This window comes from Paenibacillus sp. FSL K6-0276, from assembly GCF_037977235.1.
Lineage (GTDB): Bacteria > Bacillota > Bacilli > Paenibacillales > Paenibacillaceae > Paenibacillus_AQ.
The window spans coordinates 2,534,820-2,557,157 of sequence record NZ_CP150276.1; the positions used below are offsets into that span (position 1 = coordinate 2,534,820).

21 protein-coding genes are annotated in these 22,338 nt (G+C 42.4%); 15 read left to right on the top strand and 6 right to left on the bottom strand.

Features of this window, described 5'->3' with window-relative positions; all coding sequences use genetic code 11:
• Positions 1-141 precede the first annotated feature (141 nt).
• Both MHH52_RS11650 and MHH52_RS11655 read left to right on the top strand, forming a co-directional pair.
• Positions 142-810: a TraX family protein gene (locus tag MHH52_RS11650; RefSeq protein WP_340008720.1), complete on the top strand. Its 669-nt coding sequence runs from the start codon at positions 142-144 to the stop codon at positions 808-810.
• A gap of 95 nt (positions 811-905) precedes the next feature.
• Positions 906-2,426, top strand: coding sequence for a stalk domain-containing protein (locus MHH52_RS11655; RefSeq protein WP_313639339.1), 1,521 nt, complete (start codon positions 906-908; stop codon positions 2,424-2,426).
• Positions 2,427-2,529: 103 nt separating this feature from the next.
• On the opposite strand, the gene MHH52_RS11660 is transcribed toward MHH52_RS11655, so the two are convergent.
• On the bottom strand, positions 2,530-3,945 hold the full coding sequence (locus MHH52_RS11660; protein ID WP_340008722.1) for a metallophosphoesterase: 1,416 nt from the start codon (positions 3,943-3,945) through the stop codon (positions 2,530-2,532).
• Positions 3,946-4,153: 208 nt separating this feature from the next.
• Here MHH52_RS11660 and MHH52_RS11665 point away from each other — a divergent pair, with 208 nt between their 5' ends.
• On the top strand, positions 4,154-4,753 hold the full coding sequence (locus MHH52_RS11665; RefSeq protein ID WP_340008724.1) for a nitroreductase family protein: 600 nt from the start codon (positions 4,154-4,156) through the stop codon (positions 4,751-4,753).
• Between the two features lie 92 nt (positions 4,754-4,845).
• Here MHH52_RS11665 and MHH52_RS11670 read toward each other — a convergent pair whose 3' ends face one another.
• Together MHH52_RS11670 and MHH52_RS11675 are read right to left on the bottom strand one after the other, a co-directional pair.
• Positions 4,846-6,015 carry a peptidylprolyl isomerase gene (locus MHH52_RS11670; RefSeq protein ID WP_340008725.1) on the bottom strand — a complete coding sequence of 390 codons (1,170 nt, stop codon included), beginning with the start codon at positions 6,013-6,015 and terminating at the stop codon, positions 4,846-4,848.
• A gap of 185 nt (positions 6,016-6,200) precedes the next feature.
• Positions 6,201-6,536 carry a LytTR family transcriptional regulator DNA-binding domain-containing protein gene (locus MHH52_RS11675; protein ID WP_313639343.1) on the bottom strand — a complete coding sequence of 112 codons (336 nt, stop codon included), beginning with the start codon at positions 6,534-6,536 and terminating at the stop codon, positions 6,201-6,203.
• A gap of 182 nt (positions 6,537-6,718) precedes the next feature.
• Here MHH52_RS11675 and MHH52_RS11680 point away from each other — a divergent pair, with 182 nt between their 5' ends.
• Positions 6,719-7,825, top strand: coding sequence for a lactonase family protein (locus MHH52_RS11680; protein ID WP_340008726.1), 1,107 nt, complete (start codon positions 6,719-6,721; stop codon positions 7,823-7,825).
• Between the two features lie 125 nt (positions 7,826-7,950).
• On the opposite strand, the gene hfq is transcribed toward MHH52_RS11680, so the two are convergent.
• Entirely contained in the window at positions 7,951-8,172 is a 222-nt protein-coding gene (gene hfq, locus MHH52_RS11685) for an RNA chaperone Hfq (protein WP_042126951.1), read from the bottom strand.
• Between the two features lie 110 nt (positions 8,173-8,282).
• Here hfq and MHH52_RS11690 point away from each other — a divergent pair, with 110 nt between their 5' ends.
• Positions 8,283-8,924: a phosphatase PAP2 family protein gene (locus MHH52_RS11690; RefSeq protein ID WP_340008727.1), complete on the top strand. Its 642-nt coding sequence runs from the start codon at positions 8,283-8,285 to the stop codon at positions 8,922-8,924.
• Between the two features lie 109 nt (positions 8,925-9,033).
• On the opposite strand, the gene MHH52_RS11695 is transcribed toward MHH52_RS11690, so the two are convergent.
• Complete coding sequence (locus tag MHH52_RS11695) at positions 9,034-9,531, bottom strand: hypothetical protein (protein ID WP_340008728.1); 498 nt, start codon at positions 9,529-9,531, stop codon at positions 9,034-9,036.
• A 161-nt stretch (positions 9,532-9,692) separates the two neighbouring features.
• Here MHH52_RS11695 and MHH52_RS11700 point away from each other — a divergent pair, with 161 nt between their 5' ends.
• From MHH52_RS11700 to MHH52_RS11710, 3 genes are all read left to right on the top strand, one after another.
• Positions 9,693-10,739, top strand: a complete 1,047-nt coding sequence (locus MHH52_RS11700; RefSeq protein ID WP_340008730.1) for an aromatic acid exporter family protein — start codon at positions 9,693-9,695, stop codon at positions 10,737-10,739.
• A gap of 161 nt (positions 10,740-10,900) precedes the next feature.
• A complete protein-coding gene (gene helD, locus MHH52_RS11705; RefSeq protein ID WP_340008732.1) occupies positions 10,901-13,252 on the top strand; it encodes an RNA polymerase recycling motor HelD in 2,352 nt (783 codons plus the stop codon).
• A gap of 129 nt (positions 13,253-13,381) precedes the next feature.
• Complete coding sequence (locus MHH52_RS11710; RefSeq protein ID WP_340008734.1) at positions 13,382-14,695, top strand: MFS transporter; 1,314 nt, start codon at positions 13,382-13,384, stop codon at positions 14,693-14,695.
• Positions 14,696-14,751: 56 nt separating this feature from the next.
• Here MHH52_RS11710 and fsa read toward each other — a convergent pair whose 3' ends face one another.
• On the bottom strand, positions 14,752-15,399 hold the full coding sequence (gene fsa, locus MHH52_RS11715) for a fructose-6-phosphate aldolase (RefSeq protein WP_042126959.1): 648 nt from the start codon (positions 15,397-15,399) through the stop codon (positions 14,752-14,754).
• A gap of 229 nt (positions 15,400-15,628) precedes the next feature.
• On the opposite strand from fsa, the gene MHH52_RS11720 reads away from it, so the two are divergent.
• The 7 genes from MHH52_RS11720 to MHH52_RS11750 all read left to right on the top strand — a co-directional run bounded on the left by MHH52_RS11720 (position 15,629) and on the right by MHH52_RS11750 (position 22,085).
• Positions 15,629-16,087: a hypothetical protein gene (locus MHH52_RS11720; RefSeq protein WP_340008736.1), complete on the top strand. Its 459-nt coding sequence runs from the start codon at positions 15,629-15,631 to the stop codon at positions 16,085-16,087.
• Positions 16,088-16,138: 51 nt separating this feature from the next.
• Positions 16,139-16,633 (top strand): GNAT family N-acetyltransferase, encoded by a 495-nt coding sequence (locus tag MHH52_RS11725; RefSeq protein ID WP_340008738.1) that lies wholly within the window; start codon positions 16,139-16,141, stop codon positions 16,631-16,633.
• Positions 16,634-16,699: 66 nt separating this feature from the next.
• A complete protein-coding gene (rpiA, locus tag MHH52_RS11730) occupies positions 16,700-17,380 on the top strand; it encodes a ribose-5-phosphate isomerase RpiA (protein WP_340009599.1) in 681 nt (226 codons plus the stop codon).
• A gap of 59 nt (positions 17,381-17,439) precedes the next feature.
• Positions 17,440-17,844, top strand: a complete 405-nt coding sequence (locus tag MHH52_RS11735) for a VanZ family protein (protein ID WP_340008740.1) — start codon at positions 17,440-17,442, stop codon at positions 17,842-17,844.
• A 15-nt stretch (positions 17,845-17,859) separates the two neighbouring features.
• Positions 17,860-18,300, top strand: coding sequence for a GNAT family N-acetyltransferase (locus tag MHH52_RS11740; protein WP_283911593.1), 441 nt, complete (start codon positions 17,860-17,862; stop codon positions 18,298-18,300).
• A 174-nt stretch (positions 18,301-18,474) separates the two neighbouring features.
• Positions 18,475-18,927 (top strand): MarR family transcriptional regulator, encoded by a 453-nt coding sequence (locus MHH52_RS11745; RefSeq protein WP_340008743.1) that lies wholly within the window; start codon positions 18,475-18,477, stop codon positions 18,925-18,927.
• The gene (locus MHH52_RS11750) at positions 18,924-22,085 is read left to right on the top strand and encodes an MMPL family transporter (RefSeq protein ID WP_340008745.1); all 3,162 of its coding nucleotides are present in this window, start codon (positions 18,924-18,926) and stop codon (positions 22,083-22,085) included. The genes MHH52_RS11745 and MHH52_RS11750 overlap by 4 nt, the downstream gene beginning before the upstream one ends.
• The last annotated feature ends 253 nt before the right edge of the window (positions 22,086-22,338 follow it).

Genomic DNA, 22,338 nt, shown 5'->3' on the forward strand with positions numbered 1-22,338 from the left:
CTCAATTGCACCCCATAAAGTCAAGAGGCAAGAAACCAGAAATACGGATCTTTTTTTTGCAGTCTTCATTTGTGTATTGGGAAAGGAGATGATGTGCTCGTTGGCGAATGTATGATATCAACTTAATTAAGGAGGTTTGATATGCAGATTCTCGCCATGCTGACGATGCTAATCGACCATATTGGCTATATCTTTTTTCCAGAGGATATTGCTTGGAGATATGTAGGGAGAATAGCCTTTCCAATCTACTGTTACGGGCTTGTGCAGGGCCATATACATACATCATCCAGACCGAAATATCTGTTCCGACTGCTCTTAATCGCTATTATTGCTCAGATTCCATACAATTTAGCAATTAATCCTGGTGGATGGAACGTAGTGTTTACGCTTTTGTTATCAGCAATCGTATTGGTTATTTTGGATAAACTGTCTTCACCATGGCTTGGTGCACCTGTCGTCATTGTAGCTATCATGTTAATGGATTATTTCCCTATAGATTATAATGCGTACGGCCTGCTGTTAGTATTGATATTCCGTTATACGAAGTCGTACTGGCTTGTTGGAGCACATTTGGCACTGAATTTATTCTACATGTACTATAATTTTTGGAGTGTGCAAATGCTCAGTATTTTACCGACGCTGTTGATTACTTTGACTCCTGCACTTTGGGGATATGTAGAGCGTCACCGGGTTCCACGCTGGGTGTGGTGGTCTTTTTATCCTGCGCATTTACTGATTTTGGCGATATTTAGGGGTCTGATTTACAATGAATGGGTTTCTATCGAATGGCGAAATTTGTTGAATTTATAGTATTTTAATAAAAACTTAAACTTTGATTTACAAATGTTACCTTTGCTGAGATAATGGATTGATTTCAAAAAAATTCTTAAAAAAGGAGACTTGCAATGAGGAGAATGAAAGCTAGAATAAAATGGTTTCTTCCTTTTGTCGCACTGCTGCTAGTTCTGGCAGGCTGTCAATCGGTTGGAGGTTTCGATGTTAACAAGGCATTGATAGGGGATGTCGATGTTAAATCATCAGAATCAAGCATGACGTTTTCTATGAACGCTGAGCCTTCAGAAGAAATTAGCGCAGAAGATAAGGAAATGGTAGATCTTATAAATTCATTTTCCCTGAGTATTAGCAATGCTAAGTTACAAGATAATGGTAATTTATCTGCTAAAGGAACAATCGGCTATAAACAATTAAATATTCCATTCGCATTGTTTATGGACAAACAAACTTTAGTCTTTACTGTTGAAGGAGCAAAACAACCGTTTTACTTCCCGATTCAAGGAGATGATGAGATCTTTGCTGAAGTCGGATTGGATCTGACTAAAGCTGAGGACCTTAGTAAGCTGCTAACGAAATTCGTGGTAAAGAATCTGCCTAATCCAAGCGCAATTAGCATTACACCAGTTAGTGAGGCTGTGTATGGTCAGCAGGTAAATATGACGAAGTTACATACCGAAGTGACTGGTGATGAGCTTCCTGCATTGTTAAAAGGATTCCTAAAATCGATCTCTAAAGATACAGAAGGTTTTACAGAATTGGTTGGTGGTCTATACGACTATCTGTACCCAGTGATCAAAGCTATGGACGAAGAAGGCTCCGGTGATTTGCTAGATCTTGGTTTTGGCGAAATCCCACTAGATGATAAAGAAGCTGTCGTAACCGTACTGCATGATGCAGCTAAATTGGCTGTTGATTCGTTGCTACTAGTATATGACAATCAGCTAGACAGTCTTTACAAATCTACCCCTGAGCTTAAGACGGTTTTGAGTAAGGATACGAAGCTTGCTGTCGACATTTTTGTAGACAGTGGACTACATGTTCGTAAACAGAATGTTGATCTGAAAGTGGCGCTTCCAGGTACTGAAGATATGCCATTAAAGAGTTTCTCGCTTAAGGCTTCTAGTCAGATTTGGAACATTGGTGGTGCTGTAACGGCAGATCCAATCAGCACTGAAGGAGCACTTGATGTTTCTTCCGGTTATCTGACTCCTGCAGAGACTTTGAACAATTTTGATCCAAATTCTAATGTTTATCGTATATTGAAAGACGATCTTGGTATCACGAAGAGAACCATTGTCATCGAGCCTGACGACGAGTATTATTATCCGATCGTAGACAATAATACGACCTACGTTCCTCTACGGTATTTTGCAGAAGATTTAGATGCTACTGTGGAATGGGATACTGTCAATCGTGCCATTAACGTTACTGATGGTGTGTACGGAGATAAGTTGGTTTTCAAAATCGGTTCTTCCGAAGCATCGATTAACGGTGAAAAAGTGAAGCTCGCAGAGCCAGTATTTGTTGACGAGTATGGCGATGCCTATGTATCGCTACGTCTGCTTGCTGAAGCACTTCATGCTACTGTATATGTAGATGAAGAGGGTTGGATTACTGTTACACGGAAATAGTTAGTTCGATCTTTATCGGCCAATTAATACAACCAAAACCAGCTTCCATCTGCGCAGAAATGTGAGTGGAGGCTGGTTTTTTTATATGAAAGATGCCATTCATTTATTGCTTCGTTAAAATCACCTCTAAAGCTACGTTACTTAACTCTTTGTCTTCCGCCATACTTTGGACGTACCCTCCCAAGAAACCATCCTGTTGTCCCTCCCAAAGCTTGTAGCCCGGTAGCTCTTTAATATCTTTAGAGAAGGTACCCGCAGTTCCTGCGAAGTATCGTACATTCAGCATGGACATCACCTTCGCCATGGATTCTTTTTCAGACTCCGTATAGGTACTCTCCTTGAGACTATCCATAGCCTTGTTGTAGGAGTTAGTAGCAAAGGTGTCTTCGGCATAAGCTTTGAAGTTTAAAAGATTGTGATCTGTAATCCCGTTAGTTTTAGCCCATCCTTCTACATTCAAGGACGCCGTTTCATAAGTTACGGTTCGGGATAGGGGATCGAAGGTCATAGCTCCATATTGATGCGGATTGACGGCCATAGCACTTGTAGCGATATCATAAATTGGCTTTTGCTCAGATGATGCTGAGTCATGATTCACGTCTGCTGGATCTACTTGAATGTCCTGCATATGAATATGTCCTGAGAGGACTAGATTAAGCCCATTCTTCCTTAATGACTTTATAGCTTCCTGACTGTTATTAAGCTTGAATCCTGAAACAGACATAGAGGTATGGCTTAATAAGTTATGGTGCATCACCGTGATCACAGAAGCATGTTCTTTGGCTGCAAGCTTAACAGATTCATCCATCCAAGAAAGAGTAGAGGAAGCAATACGTCCATCCGTTTGAGGGAATCCGTATTTCTGATTATTAAGGTATTGGCTGCTATCTAACATGAGAAGCCATAAATTAGGTGCTGCCTTGACGATATAGCTTAGTGATTCTTTATCACGTGACACAGCCTCTTTGTAGCCGAAATCCGAATACATTTTGACGAAGTCCTTGTCTGTAATAGAATCCGTAAGGAGCTGCTTATCACCGCTGAAGGATCTAGCCCAAGGATTAAATAAGTCGTGATTGCCTGGAATGACATATACAGAGGTTCCTTTTTGTTCAATTCGCTTTAACTTCTCGGTTAATTTTTGATGGCTGCTGCGTTCTCCATTATTGGTTAAATCGCCACTGAGGATGATAAACTCAGGTTTTTTCTGTTCAACGTCATAGACTAAAGTTTCTGCCATTTCATCACTATAGGGCAGCATTTTTCCATCGCCTCCAGTGACATAGGTCTGAAAAGCCTGGCCCCCATCCTGAAGATCCTTATCCAAAAAGTGAGTATCTGTAGCCACCCAGAAAGATACAGGTTGAAGTTCAGCTTGATCAAGTTCCGCAGAGTTTAAATTAGACGAATTTGTGTCTTTGCAGCTGGTTAGAACCAAGCTAAGGGAAAGGAGCACCACAAAAGAGAAAATGACAGTTTTTTTATGTAGGGGGAGAACTTTATCCGTTGTGAGTTTCATTTATATAACCTTCCTTCTATACTTTTGCTGCATTATTGTAGCTTATTTTTAACCGTAATGTATATCGGAAAAGTGAAGGGGAGATGTTACTAACCGGAGGAACTTATATATCCGACAAAATTAGTTGTAAATTGATGTTGTATTTTCAGAAAAAAAGTGCTAAGATGTACAAAAGTAAGTTACTTAAATAAATGGAGGTAGTTATTTTATGTCTAACAATTTTTTTGAGGCTGTTAAAGGAAGACGTTCCATATATGCCATCAGTAAAGAATCCACTGTAACCGATGCTCAAATTATTGAAATTGTTGAGCAAGCGGTTTTGCATAGCCCAACTTCATTCAACTCCCAAAGCTCCAGAGCCGTTGTTCTTTTAGGTGAACAGCATGATAAATTATGGGATATCACTACAGAAACTTTGCGCAAAATCGTTCCAGCTGAACAATTTGAAGGAACAGCGCAAAAATTAGCATCTTTCAAAGGAGGTTACGGTTCCGTATTGTTCTTTGAAGATCAAACCGTAGTGAAGAACCTTCAAGAGAACTTCGCATTATATGCTGAGAACTTCCCAGTTTGGTCTAACCAATCTTCAGGCATTCTGCAATTCGTAGTATGGACCGCACTTTCTGAAGTAGGTTTAGGCGCATCCCTTCAGCACTATAACCCACTGATTGACGACAAAGTGAAAGAAGCTTGGGGCATCCCGCAAGAATGGAAACTAATCGCACAAATGCCATTTGGAAAGACAGTAACTCCAGCAGGTGAGAAACAATTCCAACCAGTTGAAGATCGAGTTAAAGTCTTTAAATAAGCTGTAAAAAGGACACTAATTAGCAGTTCGGAATAGGTACAAAAAAAACAGGACAGCGCTTATTAACGCTTGTCCTGCTTTTTACAGTCGAATTATTTAGAAGACTTAGTTCCTGCTTCTGCACTTGCAGATGGCTCAGGAGAAGTTGTTGCATCTTTTTTTGCATCCGTAAGTGAATTTGTGATTTTTGCTTTTGCAGTTGTTTCTGACAACCAAGTGGAGGAAAGAGTGGAAACCTTTTGAGACACGAGTGTCTTTTTGATGTCATCTTTCTTTTCTTCCAGGGTGTAGTTTTTAGCGTCTTTGTGGTCGGATACTTTAATGATGTGATAACCGTAATCGGATTTCACAGCATCACTTGTTTCCCCAACTTTAAGTTTAAAGGCTACATCGGAGAATGCAGGTACCATATCTCCACGTTTGAAGAAGCCTAGATCTCCGCCATTAGCCTTGGAGCCAGTATCCGATGACTTTTCTTTAGCAAGTTCAGCGAAATCTGCTCCATCTTTCAATTGCTTCAGAATTGCATCTGCTTCTTCTTTAGTCTTAACGAGAATGTGGGAAGCACGAACTTGTTCTTCTTCATTGAAAGTAGCTTTATTTGCTTCATAGTAATCTTTGATTTCTTGATCAGTTACAGTCACTTGCGGCTCAAGAATCTTACGCAGTTTTACTTGCAGTGGCATTTGCTTCTTCAAGTCATCAACGGTCATTGAGCTTTGCGATAATGCAGCGGTAAGTGCAGCTTCTCCACCAAATTGTGCTTGAAGATCTTTTAATTCAGCATTGATGTCTTCGTCGGTAACTGTAACCTTAGCTTTCTTAGCCTCTTGGTCAACGAGCTCTGTAGTAATCATAGCTTGCAGCGTGCTTTCTCCGCCTGCTTCGATCAATTTATCGTAAAGTTGTGCTTTAGTAATGTTCGTTCCGTTAACAGTAGCAACAGCTGTTTTACTGTCGTCCTTTTGGAAAGGAGGCTTAATTAGTACAATAATGAGTGCCGCAGCCAGAACAACGGAGGCAATCATCCAGCCCTTGTTACCTTTGGGAGAAACTGGTGGAGCAGGTGGGGTCGTATTGTTGGAACTGCCGACTTTATTCATTACTGGAATACTGTCCTCTTTTGTTGTATTCACAGGTTCTTCAGCAGCTAAGACCTCCACTTCAGTTCCTTCATTGATATTCTCGGAAGTGTTCAACTCTTCTTCCGTAGTACCGTTGTTTTCTAAGTTCTCATTTCCATTCAGATCTTTTTTGTCCATTATTAGTAATGACTCCCTTCAATATAGGTGTTGCTTGTCTATTTACAACTTTAACAGAAATCCTGATCCTAAACCTTAAGAAAGTATAAAAAAAGATAGGATCTTTTTAAGTTTCTCTTAATAAAAAGCAAAAAGCCGGAAATGGCATCGGTAACATGCCCTTCCGACTTATGGGAATAAGATGTTTACTTTAGTCCTTTCAATAGATGACGAATACTTTCTTGTTTTCGTCTTGGGACACGTACGGTTTTAGCAAATAGGCCCTTTTCTCCGAAATAAATGCAGTCGTCTTCGATAGAACTTATCTTGTTCAGATTGACATAACAGCCACCGTACACATGATAGTAAGTTGAATTAGATAACAATCGTTTCAATTGCTCGGCAGTCATTCTCTTTTTTATGTTATAGTTTCTGCCGTGAAAAATGACCAAATCATGGTCTCCGACCTTAAAGAACAGAATGTCTGTTTCCACCTCGAAGTCCTCGTATACATTTCTGGCTTCCAGCAGGATGCTACTCATTCATGTTCCCCCTTTGTACTTAATAAAAGACTAATGTTAGCGCTTTCATTATAGCACAATAGCTAATCGTTGGAAAGCCTTATTTTTGAACTATTTGTCACACTTTTTACGTTATCGTTTGTCATTAACGTTTAAAAATTGTAAATTATATAATAGCAATACTTTGGAGGAGGAATAGAGAGATGAAAGAGCAGACTAAGTTATTGCTGTTTACGGGTTCCTATGCAAGTGCCGCGGAAAGCGGAGTGCAGGTATTTGAATTCGATGGCGAAGCAGGAGGTACGTTAAAGTTAATCGACTCGGTTCAGGGATTAACCAACCCCACCTTTGTAAATGTGGATGCTGCAGCCCTGCGTTTATATGCCATAGGAGAAAAGCCAAATGGTGAGGGTGGTAAAGAAGGAGAAGTAGTTACCTTTGCTATCGATTCAAAGAGTGGAAAATTGAGTGAATTGAACCGAATAGCCTCTATGCCTGCTTCAGGTAATCGTCAAACGACCACATGCCATATTTCTAGAGACCTGAACGATAAATACGTTGTTGTATGTAGTTATCATGGTGGAAGTGTAGGCTTGATCACATTAAATGAAGATAAAGTCGCTGATCAACTAACGGATGTCTCGGTTCATTCCGGCCACGGTCAACATCCTGAACGTCAAGATCGCCCGCATCCCCATTCGGCTATTTTCAGTCCGGACGGGCAGTATCTATTCGTCTCTGATCTTGGGCTTGATTTAATTCGGTCATACAGAATCAATAGTGACATGGGCAAACTTGAAGTTCACGGTGATACTGCACTTCATCCTGGAGCTGGACCTCGTCATTTCACTTTTCATCCGGATGGAAAGTCTGCTTATGTAATTAACGAGGTGGATTCCACTATTACATCGTTTACATATGACAGTGCTACAGGGACTCTACACACTGTAGATACAGTTTCAACTTTGCCTGAAGATTTCAATGAAGAGAATACTTGTGCCGAAATTGCTATTTCATTAGATGGAAGATATCTATACGCTTCTAACCGTGGAGCTGATAACATCGCAGTGTTTGCGGTGGATAACGCTACTGCTAAGCTTACACTAATTGAATATGTTTCTACTCGCGGAGGGCATCCACGACACTTCACTTTAACTCCGGATGGGGCTTATCTTATTGTTGCGAATCGTGATTCCAATAACTTGGTTGTGTTCTCTATCGAAGTGGCTACTGGACGTCTCGTATTTACTGGAAATACGGCCGAGGTATCCAAGCCGGTATGTGTGAAGCCTGTGATTTTTCCTGTTTAAAAAGAAACTCGCGTTTACAAGAGTGAATAAGACAACTTAAGAAAATAATAAAGGGAACACCGGATATGAAGTCCGGTGTTCCCTTTATTTGAAATTAGGATGAAGAAGTGTAATGAGCTAGAGAACTATTTGAGTGAGACGGGCTTAAGAGGTACAATAGTGGATACTGCAGATTTGAAGAGAACATTCTGTCTGCCATCACCTTGACCTTGTAAAGTGATCGTGAATGCATCATACGAGGTTACGACTCCTTGCATTTTCACACCATTCGTTGTAAAAATTGTCACGGGCACCTTTGTGGAAATGAACTGGTTCAACAAACGCTCCTGCAATTTTAGACTCTCCACTTTGGCAGCACTCCATCTTTTTGTGTATTTATTTCTCTATAATTATAGCACGGGTAAGACCTTCTCAGGAAATGAGATCGACAGTCACAAAAATAGACACGGAGGTATTTATGCTTTATTATCAGAACTGGTCTAGAGGTTTTCGTTATTTTATAGGGTTTGCTGCTTGTTTCGTCGCTATAGCGGTACTAGTTCATATGAATAAGGCATCATCATTTGATAACTATATTATTCAATTTGTTCAATCCGCTGAATCACCTGGGCTGACCACGTTCGCAAAAGGATTATCTCTGATTGGTTCATCCAAGGTAGCGATTGGAATATCTATCGGTACGATGGCGCTGCTTTATTTTCTACTGAAACATCGGCTTGAGCTGATTCTGTTCCTATGGGTTGGATTAGGCTCTCAGTTATTGAATACACTTATGAAGTTATGGTTTCAAAGGGAGCGTCCGAATTTCCATCGCATTGTCCAAGAGATCGGTTATAGTTTTCCTAGTGGACATTCTATGGCAGCATTCTCTTTGTATGGGGTAATCGCCTATTTACTGTGGCGTCATCTACCGCGAAGAAGCGAAAGAATCATATTAATTATGTTTGCAGTATTCATGACTGTGGGCATTGGCTGGAGTCGTATTTACCTGGGTGTCCATTATCCAAGTGACGTAATTAGTGGTTTTGCTGCAAGTGGTGCGTGGCTGATGTTATCTATCGGTCTATTTGAAGCCTATAAAAAACGGATATCTTCATAAGAATGAAGATACCCGACTATTAGTTAAGTGTTCAGAAAGTATATATTTTGGGCCCCCCGCAAAGTACCTGAGTTCGCATCGAAGCAAAGCACCACTTTGTGAGGATATTTTAAGGGTTCATCACATGATGTTCCGAAGGTTTACGATCTTGGAAATGACCCATCTTGCTTATTCTTTGCTTCAGCATAGAAGGAAGTCCAGCTTTAAGCTTTTGGGCTTCGTTTTTTGTTAGACGTCCTTCGGTGATGGCTTGATCCAGCCTTTGACTTGCTGATTCGCTGAGCTTCTGAATATATTGATCTTCCGTCCAGCCTTTCTTCTCGTGGGCAAGCTCGGGGAGCGTTTTACCTGCTTTTAGGTTGTTGATTAGCTCCGTACGATCCATTTCAAGAAGCTTGGCCGATTCGAAAATAATGAAATGTCCACCGGCTCTGAATGTTCCCTCTTTTCCTGAATGGGGTCTATGACCTTTTTCCGCAGGATGAGAATCAGGTGCAGTGGAGGTTACATCCTCAGCTGCCGCTCTCCCAGTAGGAGCAAGAGCTGGAGATAGGCTGAGAAAAAGAACAGCCGTGATGGTCGCTAATTTTTTGATGTTGTTATTCATTCACTCACCTCGTATGTTATATGTGATAAGCACTACTGGAATTAGTATTCCCTGAAAGATGAAAGAACCATGAGTGAGAGCTAAAATGATCTTATTTAGAAGAATGAGGGATTCGCAGATGTCCATATTGCAGAGTGGGCCAATTTTTAGGGGGGATATTTTTGGCTTTTGGAGCTCGCATATTTAAAACAGGAATGGCAGTCACGCTTGCCTTGTATTTAGCCGAACTGCTACATTTTCCATCTTCTGTGGGCGCTGCGATTGCAGCGATTTTCGCTATGCAGCCATCGATTTATCGCTCTTGGCGTTATTTTCTTGACCAGCTCACGACTAGTACAATGGGTGCAGTACTTGCTCTACTGGGTGGAATGCTGTTATCCAATAGTCCAATTGCAGTTGGTTTGGTCTGCATTCTTGTCATTATGATCAGTATGAAAATTAACCGAGCGGATACAATTAGTCTGACACTAGTAACTGTTATAACAGTGATGGAGGCTTCTGGTGAATGGCAGTTCGCACTGAACCGTTTCTTATTAACATTGACAGGGATTGTTTCTGCATTTCTAATCAATATTATAGTAGTTCCTCCGAAACCACGTAAGCAATACATCAAGCAAATTGAGAACGTCTTTGCCAGCCTCTCCTTGCTGCTAAGAACGGCTGTATCTCATGAGATGAAGGAAAGTGTGTTTCGTGATGAAAAACTTGCACTGGAGTCATCCATTAAATCTTTAGCTGATAAGTATGCTTTGTTTGAGGAGGAGCAGAAACAGTTAAAGAGGGCGAAGTACAGCCAGACTAGACAAATGGTTGTCTATAAGAACTTGTTATCTTCTTTGCAGAAAGGCTTCGAGGTTCTTGAAGCTGTGGATCGGCATTACTTTCAAGCGGATCGAAGCGAAGAGACAGATGCACTGTTTGATAGTCATTTGGAGCAGTTAATCAAATACCATCAACTTATCTTACTGAAATTTGAAGATAAACTAAAACCGAATACCAATGAATCCGAACCTTTGGGAGACGAGAACGATGGATTTTTGAATTCAACGATCCTGGGGTATAATGCGGAGAAATTAGGTCAACTACGTTTATATGTTGTAGCCGCCGCTATTTATGATTACGGATATCAATTAGAACGACTGGATAAAGTGGCAGATCAGATGAATCGTATAGCGACTGAGGAAAAAGAAACTGATCGCGAAGCATGAAACATAACCTTGTAAAGAGCAACATATAAGCTTAAGGATTATGTGCAGCGTGAAACTTATACTTCTTATATTTTAAAAAAATCCGGTCCCAGAGGGGCCGGATTCATCTATTAAGAGTATCCTCACATGAAATATCAACCTTCCAAAAGGGGATGAATGTAGTGGAGAACAATGAAATTCAGTGGAATGAGGAACAGCAGCGGGTAGACGGAGTGACTAAGCTTTTGTCTGCTCATATCCGGCGTTTATCAGAGGAACTCGGACTTCATCGCAGTGATGTAGTGGATATGCGGAAAGACTTCTGGGAAGAGGTAACGGTAAATTTCAGTAGTCCAGATGATTTGGGGGAAACCTCAACAAGTCTTCGCCAACAGTCCCAAATTTTGAATGAACGAGAACGCCATCACTTGCAGTCGAGCAAGGCTCTAAAAAAATATAAAAAGCTGCTCGTCTCTCCATACTTTGGGCGTATTGATTTCACAGAAGAACCAAATGGTGAAACGGACAAGATTTATCTGGGGATTGGATCATTGATGGAGGATGATGGCACATTCTTGATCTATGACTGGCGGGCGCCCATATCGAGTTTGTATTATGACGGAGCCCCTGGCCCCGCGGCTTATGAAACACCTGGGGGTCTTGTTTCCGGCACGATGAATCTTAAGCGACAGTTTGTGATTGCTGATGGTGTTATTGAAGTCATGTTTGATACCGGTGTAACGATCGGTGACGAGCTTTTGCAGCAGGTGCTTAGCCATAGTGCTGACGATCGAATGAAGAGTATTGTAGCTACCATCCAGAAAGAGCAAAATGCGATTATCCGCAACGACAAAAGCCGAATGCTGGTTGTTCAGGGTGCTGCAGGGAGCGGGAAAACCTCTGCGGCATTGCAGCGGGTAGCTTATCTTTTGTATAAATATCGCGAAGTTCTGCAAGCAGACCAGATGCTGTTGTTCTCGCCGAACCCGCTGTTTAACAGCTATGTTTCCACCGTGCTTCCAGAGCTAGGTGAAGAGAATATGCAGCAGACTACCTTTCAAATGTATCTGGAGCATCGTCTTGGACATGAATTCCAGCTAGAGGATGTCTTTAGTCAGACAGAAAGCCTACTCAATGCACCTGATGGCCCTGAGGTGGCTATACGTAGAGAAGGCATCGCCTATAAATCGTCCGTACCTTTCCTCGATGTAATTCGTCGATATGCTACGATGCTGGAACATGAGGGTATGCTTTTCAAACCCTTAATGTTTCAAGGAAGGGCTGTAGTCAGTAAAGAAGAAATGGAACGCCACTTCTATGCCTATGATCCAGCCATTAAGCTTGCGAACCGTGTAGACCTGATGACACGTTGGTTGCTCAAGAAGATCGCGGATTTTAGCCATGAGGAAAGAAATGCTGCATGGGTTGAAGATCAAATTGAGTTACTGGAATCCAGTGATTATCACCGTGCGTATCAGATGTTGCGACGCAAGAAGAAAGCTACGCAGGATAGTTTTGACGATTTTGATACAGAAAAAGAAGTGCTTTCCCGTTATGTAGTCAGCCAACGATTAAAACCACTGCGCGGTTGGACTAAGAGAGGTCGTTTTGTGGATGTTAAGGGATTGTACAGTACGTTGTTCACTGACCGTGAGCTTATGGAACGTCTAAATGGTGTCAATCCTCTTCCGGAGGTCTGGGATGAGATATGTGACCTAACGCTGAAATCTATCGCGGTGAATGAGCTCGCCTATGAAGATGCAACACCATTCCTTTATTTGAAGGAGCTAAGCCAAGGCTTTCGAACCAACACGTTGATTCGTCATGTGATTGTCGATGAAGTACAAGACTACTCACCTTTCCAATTAGAGTTCATGCGCCGTTTATTTCCAAGGGCTAAAATGACCGTTTTGGGTGATCTGAATCAGGCGATCTATGCACAAGGTGAGGTGCTGGGTGATTTGTCTGGTTTGGTAAGCATATATGGCGAAGAGAATACAGAAGTGATCTCGCTAACTCGAAGCTATCGTTCCACTTATGAGATTGTGGAATTTACGCGGGCAATGATACCTGGAGGCGAACGAATTGTACCGTTTAATCGGAGAGGAGAAGAACCTCAGCTAAGTGTGGTGTCCAGCGAGGAGGAGCTTCTGAATGCAGTTGAACTGGATATCCGGAATCTGCAATCTAAGGGGTATCATTATGTGGCTGTCATCTGTAAAACAGCAGAGGAAAGCGCACGAGTTTATACTGAACTACATAGTAAGCTGCCGGTAAGACTCGTCACGAAGGAAACACCGAATTTTCAAAAGGGAACACTGGTGCTACCTGCTTATTTAGCTAAAGGTGTGGAGTTTGATGCTGTCATCATCTACGATGGTTCAGCTGAACGATACGGCAGAGAAAGTGAGCGTAAACTGTTCTATACAGCTTGCACTCGGGCAATGCACTTGCTGCATATTTTTAGTCTAGGAGAACCGAATCGATTCCTTTCATCCGTAAACGCGAAGCCCATTATTGCGGGTTCGCTGTAAAGTTAATCTTTTATTCTTAAGATCGTCCTTTCGCATTTGCAGAGGACGGTCTTTTTGTATGTATGAATAAAGAGGGATGAAGAAACCACAATATAGAGAGTTGTAAACAATGACAAAGGTGGTCAGTTCATGAAGGAAAGAAAATGGGATCTGCTTGCACTGGCATCCATTCCACTTATAATGACCCTCGGTAACTCCATGCTGCTGCCTATTTTGCCGCAGATTTCTAAAGAACTCGGCATTAGCTCTTTTCAAGTTAGTATGCTGATTACTGTTTATGGATTGATGGCTATCGTGATGATCCCTATTGCAGGTTACCTGTCTGACCGTTATGGACGAAAGAAAGTTATTCTTCCAAGTCTGATCATAGCTGCTATTGGTGGTGTTGTCTGCGTGGTGGCGGCTTGGTTTATGAAGGGCGTTAGTGCCTATTGGGTCATTCTGGCCGGACGTTTGTTGCAAGGGATAGGTGCGGCAGGTGCTTTTCCCATTGTGCTGCCCTTTGTTGGAGATTTGTTCAAGGATGAAGAGGATGTAAGCAAAAGTCTGGGAATCATTGAGACCTCTAATACCTTTGGTAAAGTACTAAGTCCGATTCTTGGCGCTTATCTCGGAATATGGCTCTGGTTTGCTCCTTTTATTGCAATTCCTATTCTATGTTTAATCTCATTTGGTTTAGTCCTGTTTCTGGTTCGAAAGCCGGAAGAGAAGGAGCAACCTGAGAAGCAGAGTATACGAGAATTTTTATCTGGAATTGTGAGCGTTTTACGTGAAAAGGGACGATGGCTTTATGCTATTTTTGCCATAGGAGGCATCTGTATGTTTGTGACCTTTGGCGTTCAATTTTATTTATCGGAAATGCTGGAATTTAAATATAAAATGCATGGGGCGATGAAGGGATTTGTGCTGGCGATACCGCTTGCGCTCTTATGTCTGTCCTCATACGGAACAGGAAAGATTATTGGTCAGAACAAAACGTTAATGAAATGGTTGGGCTTTGGAGGTATGGTGTTACTGACTGCGGCAATGATCTTTGCGGGCTTCAATAAAGGCATTTTTTTCTTAGTAGGGTTTATGGGCTTAGGCTGTGTTGGAATCGGAATTGTGCTTCCTTGTATGGATGCTTTGATAATAGAGGGGATTGAAAAGGAGAATAGTGGCACAATAACCTCTCTCTACAGTAGTATGAGGTTCATTGGGGTATCTTTGGGGCCACCGGTAGTCTCGCTGCTGATGAGCAGGGGGCACTGGGTATTATTCGCCTTGATGGCTACAGTCGGCGCAATCGGTGGTTTACTTACCTTATTTGCAGTAACCCCAAGCAAGGGGAACAAGGGAGAATCTGGCGTAAAAGAAACAGAGCAGATAAATCCTCGTCTCTGGTCGAAGCGTGTTCGTCAAACATCTGCAATGTCTTTAGATGGAAAAAAGAGCTATCCTTAAGCTACGTTGCCGTAGCTTGCGGGATAGCCCTCTTGATAAAAGAATGAAAGACACTCTTATGCTTGTGGTACGGATTCCCAATCCTTCAGGAAGCGTTCAATACCGTTATCTGTCAGCGGATGCTTCCAGAGGGTAGGCAGGAGCGAACCTGGGATGGTAGCAATGTGAGCACCAGCAAGAGCGGCTTGCTCAACATGCGCAATGTTACGAATGGATGCTGCAATAATTTCGGAAGTCATGCCGTAGTTGGTCAGGATGGTCTTCAGATCCTTGATCAGTTTCATTCCGTCAACACCGATATCGTCCAGACGACCTACGAAAGGAGAAATGTAAGTTGCACCTGCTTTTGCAGCCATCAAGCCTTGAGCCGCTGAGAAGACAAGCGTTACGTTAGTTTTGATACCTTTTTTAGTAAGCTCATAACAAGCTTCCAAGCCATCTTCAGTCATTGGGAGTTTAATTACAACGTTTGGAGCCCATTCAGCAATTTCGTATGCTTCTTTAAGCATTTCTTCTGCTGTCAGTCCGATTACTTCTGCACTTACGGGACCTGGAACGATTGCAACGATTTCTTTGATGACATCTTTAAACAATCTTCCTTCTTTAGCGATGAGCGACGGGTTAGTCGTTACGCCATCCACTAATCCGAGGCGAGTAATACGTTTGATTTCTTCAATATTTCCGGTATCCAAGAAAAACTTCATTTTAAGTTTCCTCCCTTGATTTCCAAATGGATTGACAAGCAGTGTTCACATTTACATTATGAGACATGCCATACAAAGTTTCAACTGTTATTTTGAATATTTCAAAATAACTTTATAGAGTCTTATTGCTTACACTCGATGAATTGCAGATAATATGAGATTGGTCTAGGCTCCCATCCATGATAATATATAATCGGTATTGTTATTATGGAGTATAGGGTGGGACGTGATGATGATGTACTCGATATTGGTTATTTTGCTTGTGCTTGTGTTGTCAGTTGCCGGATTCCTTGCCTACCAGAACAGCAAATTGGTATCTAATCAGAAGAAATTAGGATCTTTATCACGAAATCCATCACTAATGTATTCTATCTTTGATCAATCTTGTGCAGCTAGTGTTGAAGATCCAGACGTAATTCCTTTATTTCAGTACACCGTTTTTGTGGAACCCGGCGGACAGGTAGTTGTGAACAAGCCTTTAGCAATAATTATTCTATGTAGAGTTAGTGCAGGCAGAGGAGATTTAGTTCTGGCAGATGTCGAACGTAGTGTGCTGGAGCACATTAAATTGGCAGCCCCCTCGGATGCGTTTATTGAGCATAAAGCTTACATACATAGGGCTGCTAACCACGCTGAAAAAGAGATGATCCTAAATTTAGAGGATGTAGTGAAATTACAATATACATAATGCAGGATAAACATTATTGATTTTTTCGGCTGTAAGAAGGATAATACGAAATTGAACACAAGAAAAGAGGGTAATAGAGTGTTACCTGTAACGGAAGTGAATTTTGTGGTGGTTGATCCGGAGAACGCAGATTTAAGAGAGCTTATTACGTATCTGGATCAGGAACTGAAAGTACGTTATCCGCATGAGACTATTTACGTAGTGTCCTATCTTAATGGAAAACCTGTGGGCTGCGGAGGGCTTCGACCATTGGATTACATCGGATCAGAGATTGCTGCGATGGAGTTGAAGCGCTTTTATGTAGACTCCATTTATCGTAAAATGGGTATAGCTACAAATATGCTGCTCTTCCTTGAAGCGCAGGCAATAGCAGCGGGGTACAGAGAGATCAGATTGGAGACCGGAATCAAGCAGCCAGAATCGATTGCGCTTTACGTGAAGCATGGCTACCAACCGATTGATTTGTTTGGACCCTATATAGGTGATCCGGATAGTCTCTGTTACGGCAAAATATTGGATGTCGGTGCTCTACCGGAATCCTCCTGAATAATGGGTGATTTCAATTTTATTATAGAACTTTATAACGGATAACATGGGGGTAATAAAATGAGTATCAATGTTAAACAATTAGCAGCAGAAAAAGCAGTGGAATATGTAGAAGATGGAATGAAGGTAGGTCTGGGTACGGGATCAACTGCCTACTGGGCGATCCGTAAGCTTGGAGAACGCGTCAGTGAAGGTTTAAAGATTACCGCGGTAGCTACCTCACGCGCTTCCGAAGAGCAGGCACGAGAACTAGGTATTCCACTAGTAGCTTTTGGAGATATTGAAAGTCTGGACCTGACCATTGACGGAGCGGACGAGCTAGACAGCAGTCTGCAGCTAATTAAAGGCGGCGGCGGTGCTTTGCTTCGTGAGAAGATTGTAGCTAGTAACAGTACACGTATGATTGTGATTGCCGATGAAGGTAAAGTCGTAAGCACATTAGGCAAATTTCCGCTGCCGGTGGAAATCGTTCCTTTCGCATGGGAATGGACCGTAGCAGAGCTTGCTAAACTGGGTTGCCAACCTGAATTGCGTCGCAACGGAGATGAGTTGTACAAGACGGATAATGGTAACTACATCGCGGACTGCCGATTTGAAGCGATAGAATCTGCTCCGAAGCTTGCACTGACCATCCAAAATATCCCAGGTGCTGTAGATCACGGCCTATTTATTGGAATTGCAGCTATGGCTATCGTTGGTAAAAATGATGGAACTATTGAAATTATAGAAGCTCAGCCGAGTAATTGATTATCCGCAGACTTAGAGAAACTAGCAGTTCACGGCCGCTAAGAGGATTGACACGGGTAGTGCTAACTCTGTATAGTGCTACTGTTATCTATTGGATGTTTATCGGATTTGGACGAGAGGCCCACACAGGAGGACCTCTTCAGTACAATCTGGTTCCATTTCGTACGGTGTCACTTTATTTCAACTTGGATAACGGGTTATCGCTGATCAATCGGCTAGTAAATCTGCTAGGAAATGTTGTGGTTTTTATTCCATTTGGTTTTCTTTCGCCATTAGTAAAGACACGTCCGATTTCTTCGCTTAGGATCTCGCTATATGCTGTCCCTTGCATACTGCTATTGGAGTGTTTGCAAATGCTGCTGCATGTGGGAAGCTTCGATATTGATGATTTACTATTAAACATGCTGGGTGTGTGGATTGGCTACGGATTGTTCCGAGTGGTTAGCTTTAGAAGTAACATATAAGGAGAAATGTGAAGAATGTTGATTGATCTTAAACCCCTCATTGGCACACCTGAGGTGAATGAACTGTTGACCTATGCGGTCATTGATGATCCGAATGCCCTACAGCAGACTTCGTCTGAGTATAGCGAACAAGCCGGGCTTAAGTTATATGGCTGGGAAGAGGAAGAATTACTGCTTGGTCTCGTGGGCTTCGAAGAAACAGAAGATGGCTCTTTGGATATTCGGCATATTGCTGTATTGCCAGAGAACAGAGGAAAAGGTTATGCACGTGGGATGATTCTGGAGCTGCTTACTACTCGTCAGCCGCGTTATCTGGTAGCTGAAACTGAGGATGAGATCGCTGCAGATTTCTACCGTAGTCTTGGGTTCATGGTGTATAGCCTTGGAGAAAATGCAGCAGGAATTGAAACGCTGAGATGTGTCTATGAAGTAGAAGAGATCGAGGATGAGGAATAAAGAGTTTTTAGAAGACATATAATGGCAGGTCGAGATGAAATCTCGGCCTTTTTTTTGTTGGTCGCACTTTTAATTGTTCAGCAGAATTGAAAGTTGACTTTTGATAAAAACGGGATTATAGTTTGATAATGAAACTGTTCTACAGGTGAACTATATTTTGGGGGGTATGAAGTTTTGGATGATGATGTGCAACATTGGATTAATCGCTATATGGATGCTTATTTGATTGTGGCTAGACAAGCGGCAGCAAGAATCAAAGATAGTATTGCTGCGGATACAACGAATGATCAGTATCAAATTCTTCGTCTGATCAACGCTCAGAATCAATGTACGTCTACATATCTAGCTGAATCTTTTTGTGTTGGTAAAAGTTCCATTACAGCGATAATCAACAGACTGGTGCAGGCGGGAATCATCGAGCGAACACGTGACGAGAACGACCGACGTCAGGTGTATTTATCGATGACTGAACACGGCAAAAGAGTTTTTGAAGCAGCAGAGACGCAAGTACATGAAGTAATGTCCCAGTATTTGTTACATTTTGAAGAGAAGGATATTGAGATGTTCGTCATGATGTTAGAGAAACTGGCGAACTTAATTCAAGATGATGGAGGGAAGAATCAATGAAGACAATTCTAAAAGCAAGATGGGCGGTCATCGCAATCTGGCTCGCTGTAGCGGTAGTGTTAGTTATGACGGCCCCATCGTTCTCTGATCTTGTCCGTGAGAAGGGGCAGGTTACTGTTCCAAATGGATACCCTTCATCAAGAGCAGCACAAATCATGAAGGAAGCGGCAAATGACAAGGGTGGAGAATCACTCCATCAAGTAGCTCTTGTATTCAATAACCCAAAGGGAATAGGAGCCGAAGAAACAGCAAGTATTCAGCAGGGCGTTGAGAAGCTAGCTGCAAATAAGGAGGCTCTCCAGTTAGATTCCATAACCGATCCTTTTTCACAAAGCGAGCTTAAGGATACGCTGATTGCCAAAGATGGCAAGACCATTATGGTGGCGTTGTCCGTAAAAGGTGAAGGAGAGGCTGTTACTGCACTGCCAGATAAAGTGGATGAGTTGCTCTCTGGTGTTAAAGCAGATCATTATTTGACCAGTGAAGGTCTGATTACAGAGGATATGATCGCAAGCTCAGAAGCAGGGCTAAAGAAGTCGGAGTATATTACAGTTGTCTTTATTCTACTGATTCTATTCGTCGTGTTTCGTTCATTCGTAGCGCCTTTTGTACCGCTGCTGACAGTAGGTCTCAGCTATATTGTATCCCAATCTGTCGTGGCGTTTTTGGTGGATCGTTATGATTTTCCTTTATCTACATTTACTCAAATCTTTATGGTTGCGGTCATGTTCGGGATCGGTACGGATTATTGTATTCTGCTGATCAGCCGTTTTAAGGAAGAAATGATGACCGCAGAAGATACCAAAAGTGCTATCATTGCAACTTATCGAAAAGCTGGAGGAACGGTGTTCTATTCTGGCTTAGCGGTGTTCGTAGGTTTTGTAGCGATTGGATTTTCGAAATTTATCCTTTATCGTTCAGCAGTAGCTGTTGCAGTTGGAATTGCGGTTATGTTACTGGCACTTGTGACGATTGTTCCTTTCTTTATGGCTGTTCTTGGTAAAAAGCTATTCTGGCCTTCCCGTGGCAAGCTGGAGCATAGTGAGAGCCGTATTTGGGGATGGGCAGGTTCTTTTTCTTTAAAAAGACCGTGGGCCGCTCTTCTAATTGTTGCAGTAATCGTATCTCCATTCCTAGTCACCTATAGCGGTAAGCTGTCCTTTAACAGTTTGGAGGAAATTGGTTCGGAATATGCTTCGGTAAAAGGTTTTAATATCATTTCGGAGAGCTTCGGACCAGGTGAATCGATGCCTGGCAAGATCGTAATCAAGAATGATGATCGCATGGACAATTCTGAATATCTGGGACTTGCGGAGAAAATCAGCCGCGAGCTGGAAAAAGTGGATAGCGTAAAATCTGTTCGTAGCATGTCACGTCCAACAGGTGAACTGATTAGTGATTTCTTGATTCCAAATCAGGTTGGTACACTTTCTGATGGACTGGATCAGAGTAACGAAGGACTGACCAAGATCCAAACCGGATTGTCTGAAGCAAGTAAACAGCTTAGCGATAATGCTCCTAAACTTACAGAAGCTGTTGCCGGGAGTGCTAAACTGACAGAGGGCACAGCAGATCTTAAAGACGGAATCGTTGCTTTAGGCGCTGGGCTCACCCGTATTGAGAGCGGGATAAAGAGTGGCTCATCGGGTGCTGGAGAGATCAAAGCCGGTCTTCAGCAGGCAGCAACAAGTGCTAAACAGTTAGCAGATGCTAATGCGAAGTTACTTGAGGGCTATAAAAAAATCGGTGGCGGCTTAACCCAGCTGGATGAAGGACTCGGGCAGCTTCCGAAGCAGCTACAAGGTGTTGCAGAGGCATTAAAAGGACTGGACGGTTCCTTCACCGGCCTAGAGAGCAGTTATCCGGAAATTGTTCAGGATGTAAATTATTTGACGATCAAAGGTACAGTAGCACAAAGTGGTACGGGTGTAGCGCAGCTAGCAGCTGGTCTTGGTCAGGTTTCAGAACAGCTTAAAGGTGCAGCTTCTGGCTTAAATGAGGCGAATGCCGGTTATGCCAAAGCTGCGGCTGGGCAAACTGCGCTCGCGCAAGGTTTAGCTAAACTTGTAGCTGGAATCGGTCAACTGCAATCTGGACTCGATCAGGCGGCAGCAGGTCAAGGGCAGATCGTAGATAAGATTCCATCTATCACAAGTGGCCTTGATCAATTGCAAGGCGGACAGAAGCAGCTCGCGGATGGCTTTGGTGAATTGACAGGGCAGATTGGAGCCTTAACCACTGGACTAAGCGATAGTGCTGATGGATTGAAGAAAATTACAAGCGGTCTGGGCTCGGCACAAGAATACTTGAATCAGATTCAAGCGGCTAAGGATGATGAGCTGAGCGGATTCTTCGTACCAGCTGAGGCACTTAAAGCTGAAGGCATAGGGCAGGTATTTGATACGTACTTGTCTGCTGACCGTAAGGTGATGACATTGGACGTGGTATTCACCGAGAATCCTTACAGCTCAGAGGCTATAGACAGTGTGGGTGATATTCAAGCAGCAGTAGATCGTGCGGTTAAAGGTACGAAGCTTGAAAATGCTGAAACGGCTATTAGCGGGGTTACAAGCAGCCAAAGCGATTTGCGGAACATTTCCAATGAAGACTATACGCGTACAGTTATCTTGATGCTGAGCGGTATTTTCATCATATTAGTGTTGCTGCTTCGTTCAATCGTAATGCCGATTTACCTTATTATTTCACTTTTGATCACTTACTTTTCAGCGTTGGGCGTTACAGAGGCTATATTCGTTAACCTTCTGCACTTTGAAGGGATTACCTGGACGACGCCATTCTTTAGTTTTGTTATGCTGATCGCGCTGGGTGTGGATTATAGCATTTTCTTAATGGCCCGGTTTAACGAATATAAAACTTGGGATGTAAGAGAAGCGATTCTGCACGCTATGCGCAATATGGGTTCAGTTATCCTTTCGGCTGTAATTATTCTAGGCGGTACCTTCGCTTCGATGTATCCTTCAGGGGTATTGTCGATGATGCAGATTGCTACAGTGGTGCTCGTAGGATTGGCCTTGTATGCTCTAATATTCCTGCCGTTCTTTGTCCCTGTTATGGTACGGATCTTTGGCAGAGGAAATTGGTGGCCATTTTCAGTTAAACAGAGCGGAGAAGCTAACAAACAGAATTTAAATATGTAATCTTTTGTGAGACGGGATCAAAATACTTAGCAAGTTTATGCAGCCAGTTGCCGGAAATCTATCGGTGACTGGTTTTTTCTGCTTAGTGGAATAGGTCCTTTATCCATTTTCCACTGGTTCTTTAGGTTCTTGTTATAGTATTTTTTGAAATTTATAATAACTTTGAATTCGTTTTCAAAGCAACCAAATTACAACTAGAAAGCGAGATGACGAATGATGAAAGTAAGCATGAAGAACAGCATTATCGTAAAGA